This is a genomic window from Pseudomonas japonica, from assembly GCF_900188455.1.
In the GTDB taxonomy this organism is placed as follows: Bacteria; Pseudomonadota; Gammaproteobacteria; order Pseudomonadales; family Pseudomonadaceae; genus Aquipseudomonas; species Aquipseudomonas japonica.
In genome coordinates this window covers 167,548-174,035 of record NZ_FZOL01000015.1, presented here as the reverse complement: position 1 = coordinate 174,035, position 6,488 = coordinate 167,548, and the positions used below count along the sequence as shown (strand labels likewise).

At 60.6% G+C, this 6,488-nt stretch carries 7 protein-coding genes and 1 riboswitch; of the genes, 6 read left to right on the top strand and 1 reads right to left on the bottom strand.

Features of this window, described 5'->3' with window-relative positions; translation table 11 throughout:
* The 6 genes from CHB99_RS30370 to CHB99_RS30425 form a co-directional block, all read left to right on the top strand.
* Positions 1 to 879: type VI secretion system Vgr family protein (locus CHB99_RS30370; RefSeq protein WP_141137307.1), on the top strand; the 879-nt coding region annotated here is incomplete at its 5' end.
* The gene (locus tag CHB99_RS18780) at positions 876 to 1,466 is read left to right on the top strand and encodes a DUF4123 domain-containing protein (protein ID WP_042127832.1); all 591 of its coding nucleotides are present in this window, start codon (positions 876 to 878) and stop codon (positions 1,464 to 1,466) included. The genes CHB99_RS30370 and CHB99_RS18780, both read left to right, overlap by 4 nt.
* Positions 1,451 to 2,290 carry a hypothetical protein gene (locus tag CHB99_RS18775; RefSeq protein ID WP_042127834.1) on the top strand — a complete coding sequence of 280 codons (840 nt, stop codon included), beginning with the start codon at positions 1,451 to 1,453 and terminating at the stop codon, positions 2,288 to 2,290. The genes CHB99_RS18780 and CHB99_RS18775 overlap by 16 nt, the downstream gene beginning before the upstream one ends.
* A complete protein-coding gene (locus CHB99_RS18770) occupies positions 2,280 to 4,190 on the top strand; it encodes a hypothetical protein (RefSeq protein WP_052419514.1) in 1,911 nt (636 codons plus the stop codon). Before CHB99_RS18775 ends, CHB99_RS18770 begins: the two co-directional genes overlap by 11 nt.
* A 17-nt stretch (positions 4,191 to 4,207) precedes the next feature.
* A complete protein-coding gene (locus CHB99_RS29820) occupies positions 4,208 to 5,110 on the top strand; it encodes a hypothetical protein (protein WP_170946395.1) in 903 nt (300 codons plus the stop codon).
* 50 nt (positions 5,111 to 5,160) lie between these two features.
* Positions 5,161 to 5,427, top strand: coding sequence for a PAAR domain-containing protein (locus tag CHB99_RS30425; protein ID WP_346426411.1), 267 nt, complete (start codon positions 5,161 to 5,163; stop codon positions 5,425 to 5,427).
* 79 nt (positions 5,428 to 5,506) lie between these two features.
* Here CHB99_RS30425 and CHB99_RS18755 read toward each other — a convergent pair whose 3' ends face one another.
* Positions 5,507 to 6,085 carry a hypothetical protein gene (locus CHB99_RS18755; protein WP_042127836.1) on the bottom strand — a complete coding sequence of 193 codons (579 nt, stop codon included), beginning with the start codon at positions 6,083 to 6,085 and terminating at the stop codon, positions 5,507 to 5,509.
* A 143-nt stretch (positions 6,086 to 6,228) separates the two neighbouring features.
* A riboswitch (cobalamin riboswitch) is annotated at positions 6,229 to 6,449 on the top strand.
* Positions 6,450 to 6,488: the final 39 nt, after the last annotated feature.

Genomic DNA, 6,488 nt, shown 5'->3' with positions numbered 1-6,488 from the left:
TACGGCCGGGTGAAGGTGCAGTTCCCCTGGGACCGCGAGGGCAAGGGTGACGAACACAGCTCCTGCTGGATTCGCGTATCGCAGAACATCGCCGGAGCGCTGTGGGGGCACATGGCGATACCGCGCATCGGCCAGGACGTGATCATTTCCAATTTCGACGGTGATCCCGACCAGCCGATCATCACCGGCCGCGGCTACACCGCCTTGCAGCGCCCGCCCTACGAACTGCCGAAGCACAAGACGCGCATGACCCTGAAGAGCCAGACCCACAAGGGCGATGGCTTCAACGAACTGCGCTTCGAGGATGAGGCGGGGCAGGAAGAGGTGTTCATCCATGCGCAGAAGGACCAGAACATCCACGTCAACAACGACGAAACCATCAGCATCGGCAACGACCAGACGCTCGGCGTTGTCCGCGACAGGAGCACCAGCATTGGCAGGGACGATATCCACACGACCGGCCAGGACCGAAAGGAGCAGGTCCGGCAAGACCTGTTCTCGACCATCGATCGAAACGAGATCCGCAAGGTCGGCAACACGCGGCAGGAGTCCATCGTCGCCAGTCATCTTATGGAGATTGGCGCGAACCAGACGGTCGTCATCGAAGGCGTGCAATCCATCGAGGCCCGAACCGCGCTGCGCACACTGACCAGGACCTTCGTCCTGCAAGGCACGGACCGCATACTCATCAGGGGCCCCAGCGGCAAGATCGTGCTCGATGCTTCGGGCATCACGCTTGACAGCCCCAACATCCTGCTCAAAGGCAATGTCACGATAATGACGCCCTCCGACGCTCAAAGCGACGTCATCGAGGCCGCGATCAGGGAGGGCTCGCCGCTGGTGGAAGAGTGTCCACTTGCCAAGGGGCCCGCTTCATGAGCCTGCACCGACAACTTGAGGCCGCGGGCGTCGTGCCGCGCTCGATGGCCACAGGGGTTTACTTGTTGGTCGAGGGCGCTGCAAGAACGGAACTGCAGGCCCGCCTGGAATTCCATGACGAACCACACCGAATGCTGTGGCTCACGGATGCGGCAGTCATCCTGGAAAGGCACGCCCCGGTGCTATTCCAGGCCATGCCGGGCGGCAAGCTCGACGCCTGGCTGGGTGAGCGCTTCAATGACCTTTCACTGAGCGTCATTCATGCTCGTCTGGATCATGACGCCTTGTGTCGGCAGTTGCGCCGGTTCAGCAAGCTTGAGGACGACAACGGCCGGTACTTCCTCAGGCTGGGTGATCCCGTCTCGCTTCATCTCTATGTCGCGTCGCTCGCCCGCGCCCCCGCTGAGGTCGCGCGCTTCTTTGCTGATGGCGATATCGAAAGCATCTATTTCCACGCTCCTGCGCAGGGCTTGTCACGGCAGGTCCAGCCCCTGTTCGAGCAGGCGTTCGAGCATGCCGAACGGGACGGGTGCCTGGTCTGGCTAGCGATTGAACAAAAGGAAGAAGCCTCATGCTCCCGCGCATAGACCTTCAGGCCGTGGAGCGTGCAGAGCGCGACAGGGCCAACCAGGAACTCTCCAGATACCTCTGCTCCACCTTGGCTGACATGCTTCCAAGGATCCCAACCACCGCGCAACGAGTGCCTCTACTGATCGAGGACGCTGGCAAGCTCGCTTACGCGGCTGGCCATTATCAAGGTCGGGCCTACAGCATCTACGTCATCATTTGCTTCCTGCTTGGCCCAGGCTGGGAATACGAGCCTGGCAACCGCCAGATTGTCCAGATCCTCTCCGATTCGGGAATGGGCATCGACGACCGGCTGGACATGGCGTTGAACCGAACCCTTGATCTGCGGCAGCAGTTCGAATCGATATTGCCGCAGATGCTCGACCTTATCGGGGCTGTCCTGACGCAGCGCGACGGCCTGTCGATCGAATCCTTGTGGGAGACCTTCCAGAGACTGGCGCACCTGCGTGGCGTCGTCTACGAGGACCGGATCCTGGATTGGCTCGAAGTCTACGAAGCCGACGCCTTCAACATCCTTCCGCATGCCCCGTTCGGGCGGAAAAGGCTGACGAAGGAAGACATCTGTAGGTACAGGGACATTGGCTGGTCGCTACCGCAGCCTGCCGATCCTTACCGGTCGCTGGAGCCTGGCATCGCCCGAAAGGTCGGTTTTCACGCTCTCATCGCGATGGCCTACGGGCGCAGGTTCTTCCTCAACCCTCTGTTGAGATCCTTGCCCCCGCTCCTCTCCGAAGCACTCAGCCCCTCCCCGCGAACAACAGCGCTACAGGCCTTCCTGCAGCAGCACCGCCACGCCCTGATGGAGCACACCCATGTCAAATGACGCCGATGCCGGCCTGGAAGCCCTGGCCGGCGATGCCCTGAACGACCGTACTCCACGCCCCAGCAACACCTGCAAGGCCTGTACTCAGGTCGGCGTGCCGTTCTCCCTCAATCCCGGCGATGGCCCGCGGGAGGCGGATGCCTTGCTGGGCATTCCCCCCAGCGACCGCAGCGTCGGGCTCGCATGGCTGGTGAACAACCAATGGCTCAAGGAACGCCACAAGGCGCGCAATTTTCGCGACACCTTTCTCCTGCAAGTGATCGCCTCCCTTGAGCATATGCATGGCATAGCCTGGCTCGCCGAGTTCTACGCCTTCATCGCCGCCACCAATCACGAGTTCGTCAGCATCGACATCGAGATGGAGAGCGAGACCTATGTCACCCCGGCGTTCATGGGCGAAGTGGCGCGGGTGCAAGTGACACCGACAGGGGTCAACTGTGAGAGGGGCAATTTTGTCTTTCACGGAGACCGTATCTACTTCTGGTCTTTCACCGCCGCCAGCCATTCCAGGGAAGCCCCCACGGCGCAGCAGCCGCACCAGGCGCCTTTGGGTGATTTCGACTGGCGCATCTCGGGGTTCTATTCGGTGGAGCAGGCCGCGAAGGAGCTGACGACCCACTACCTGCGGGCCAAGGAAATACAGCAGGGCTGGAACCGGTTCTTCGGTGCGCTGGAGCTCGCCACGGGCGTACTGAGCTTCGTTCCGGTGGTGGGCATGGTGGCGCGGGGTCTGTTCGGTCTGAACAAAGGAGTGGTCTACGTCCTGGCCGCGCTCGAAGCGGCGCTGGCCGCCAACGCGGTGGCCAGCGGCAGTACCAGGCTCATCACCGGCAAGGACATCAACCTGGGGGAGGAACTGTTTGCCGACCTGGGCCGACTGGCCGACCCGGTCGATGGCGAGGCGCGAGGGCGTCAGGTCTTCATGTTCATCAATCTGGTGATGCTTGCCCCTTTGGCCTACGGCGGGGCGAGCTGGCTGTTGCGCGACTTTCGCCGCGACGCAGCGCCTGTGGGAAGGATGGAAGTCGAGGCGCTGAGCGAGGCCGAGCGCAAGCCCCTGGGTGGGCGTCGTCGTGCGGAGGTCAAGGCCATCGAACTGCATGGCGGCAAGAAGGGCACGAGCGCCGCCGAGGCCGAGATGGGCAAGACCACCTGGGTGGATCGTCCTTCGCTGGACAGCAATCGCAGCCAGGTCAGCCTCACCCCCGCTACCGGCAAGGCCAGCTACGCATTGATGGCCGGCTCCCTGCGCGAACGGCTGATCGCCTTGATCGTGCACCACGCGGGCAGCCTCAAGGTGGTGGGCAGGATGGCCAGGGTGGTGGGTGATGCGGGCGAAGAGGCGCTGGTGATGAAGCTGACGACAACCTTTGGAATGGACCCCAGGCGTATCCCGGGCTACAGCCTCGATCCCCGTGTCCCGCATCGCTTCGGCCTGACCAACAAGAGCGGGCATGGCCTGGACCTGCTGGTCTGGGTGCCGCCACCGCCGGAACTGAAAGTGCGGGTGCCGAGCGACAGGTATCGCCACAGCATCGATGGTGCCACGGGGCCGGTGCAGAAGACGGAGACCTTGAAGTTTACCGGGGATACGTTGCTGGTGATCGAGACGAAGACGACGTTGGGGCAGAAGCGGACGCCTGCGTTTAACAAAACGCAGCAAGCAGGCTCGGAAAAAGTTACGGATCTGTTGTTGAACATAAATAAAAAGCGCAAGGGTTGGAATATGTCCAGTATCACAGATGTGGATCCGGACTCGATGAAGAAAGCCCAAGCGCTAGCAAATGCGGTTGCAATGAAGAAAGTGAACTATATCCATGCGCAGGTGTTTTTTGATGGTGGTGGAAATCTAAATAAGTTTGTGGGTGACGGGTCAGGGATTCAATTGAATATATGGTAAGCAGTGGAGGTGATGGTGTGAAATCTCGACTTGATAGGGTGCTTCCTGAAGTGAAGAAATGGTCAGAAGATAATTGGCCTCCAGCGGGTAGCTTGGAAACTTATATTGAAGGCAAGGGTTACCTTCCTCTGGCCAATATTGATCTCTCAAGGTTTGTAATGCTTGAGTTCAGCAAAAGCTTGCTGGAAGCTCAAGCGCATAGGATGGAATATGCCAAGCAGCATATGGCGTTTGGTTTCAAACGACAGTTGCTCTATGACTTGACTGAGCTTATGGGTAAGCGCGGTTCGTCCGATAGGATCATAGGTGACTTGGATACAGTTACTCATACCCTCCTAGGGGTGATCGCAACAGGTAATAACTCCCTTGTAGAGCCTTTTTATAATGTGGTCCTGAGTAGTGTGACAGGTGCCTATGGTGTATTCGACGGACATAACCCTCCTTCGGGGAGTTCGCTGCGCTACGCCGCCTTCGGCCTCTCCATCATCAGCGACTGGCTCGGCACACCACTGGACCTGGACGCGCACGCACTACCGAGAGACCCAGCCTGGGGCCAACTGGTTGCGCACTGGCGTGAGCCAGACCCGGACAAGTTCCTTTCAGTGTTGCTACAAGCCTGCGATACCCATGTCGAACGCATTGCCGTCACCGAGCGCGAGGCCAATGCGCTGTCGAAGGACTTCGAGTTCAACTCGGTCTTCCTCGCCGTCCACCCCACTGAAATCCTCGCCGTCCTGCGCCTTCGCGACCTGTTGGGCTTGCCCAACCCTGTCGAAATCAATCATCCGTTGATGCAAACGCCTTATGCCGCGATCACCTGCCGACCCGGCGAGATCACTGAGCGGGATGAACTGCTGGAGCGTTATCTCGCGACGGTGCGTCAGCGTGACCCTCACGTGCTGCCGCCGGAATTGAGTTGAGCATTTGCACACAAGCCTTCAAACGGCATATCAAGACGTCCAGGGAGCACATGATGGGTGGAGCAATTCGGCTGGGAGACAATCATTCCGGTGGCGGGAGCATGGTCGAGGCCAGTGGTGTCCCCGTTGACGGCAGGCCACAGTGCCTGCTGGGTGATCACGCCCAATGCGCTGCACACGGCGGCCGATTCCCGTTGGTATCCGGAGGCGATGGTTCAGCCGTCATGAACCGTCGTCCGTTGGTGTTCGAACCTGCCCGGCTCGCTTGCGGGTGCGTGGTGTCTTCATCATGCGCCGGTCGGTACGACCGACGGTAATCGTCCTTTGCAACCCTCAAGCCGCAAGACGGGTTCCCACAGCTCTTTCCTGCAGCTTATGGCTTGCGGCCTGGGGCTTTCAAACCTGCTTCAGCAGCAGTGCCACGCCTGGATAGTACTGCCCGAACTCGTCATGCAACTTGCGATAGCCATACGGGAAACACCAGGTGATCGCGCACGCCGTGTGTTTCTGCAGGTCGTCCACCATGTCCTGCAGTTCTTCCGGGCTGGCATGCTTTTCCAGCTTGACCGGGCTGACGAACAGCGCGGCGATCTTCAGCTGGCTCGGATAGGCGATGCTCTTCGCCACGGCGCCGGCTTCCTGCAAGGCGCCGCTGAGGTCGAGCCGCCCCACCTTCGGCCAGCGCTGGTCGGCATGCAGGTACGCCGACTCGTCGGTACTGGCGACCAGCAGGTCGCAGCGTGCGCCGCGCTCGCCTTCATCGCGCTGTTTCTTGCTCTGGTAATCCTGCAGGGTGACCAGTTCGGCCTGCCAGATGGCCGCCGAGAGTATTCCCAGGTTGGCCTGGGCGCCATGCCAGTAAGGTCCTTCGTTATCGCCAAGGACCTGGTTGAAGCGCTCGATGCTTTCCCCCCAGCGCTCCAGCGCCGGACGCAGGAATTCGAGGCGGGGATTGTTGATGATCAGGCCTTGCATGCTGCTCTCCTTTCGTAGTTGTTGTACGAGTACAGCGGAAAACCATGGCTATTTGATATCACTGTGGCACAGGGTCCAGGAAGTGTCATCGGGCAGGCCTGTGACGGGCGTCTCCAATTGACGCTCCCCGCCCAACCCTCTAACCTTCGCGACTTGTTTCAGGTGCTCTGTGACCCGCGGGTCGACAGGGTGAAACAGGGAAGCCGGTGAGTGCGCAAGGCGCGCGATTCCGGCGCTGCCCCCGCAACGGTAAATGAGTCAAGACCGCGCATGGCCACTGGGTTTCCGACCCGGGAAGGCGCCCGGTCGGGATCGCGCAGGTCCACTCATGAGCCCGGAGACCGGCCTGCAAACAGTCAACGGCATCACGGAGGGTGGTGCGCGGTTTTTCGGACCCCGCGTC

Coding starts and splice junctions, on each gene's coding strand:
- CHB99_RS18780 (WP_042127832.1), top strand. CDS start 876: ATGAGCCTGCACCGACAACTTGAGGCCGCGGGCGTCGTGCCGCGCTCG.
- CHB99_RS18775 (WP_042127834.1), top strand. CDS start 1,451: ATGCTCCCGCGCATAGACCTTCAGGCCGTGGAGCGTGCAGAGCGCGAC.
- CHB99_RS18770 (WP_052419514.1), top strand. CDS start 2,280: ATGTCAAATGACGCCGATGCCGGCCTGGAAGCCCTGGCCGGCGATGCC.
- CHB99_RS30425 (WP_346426411.1), top strand. CDS start 5,161: ATGATGGGTGGAGCAATTCGGCTGGGAGACAATCATTCCGGTGGCGGG.
- CHB99_RS18755 (WP_042127836.1), bottom strand. CDS start 6,085: ATGCAAGGCCTGATCATCAACAATCCCCGCCTCGAATTCCTGCGTCCG.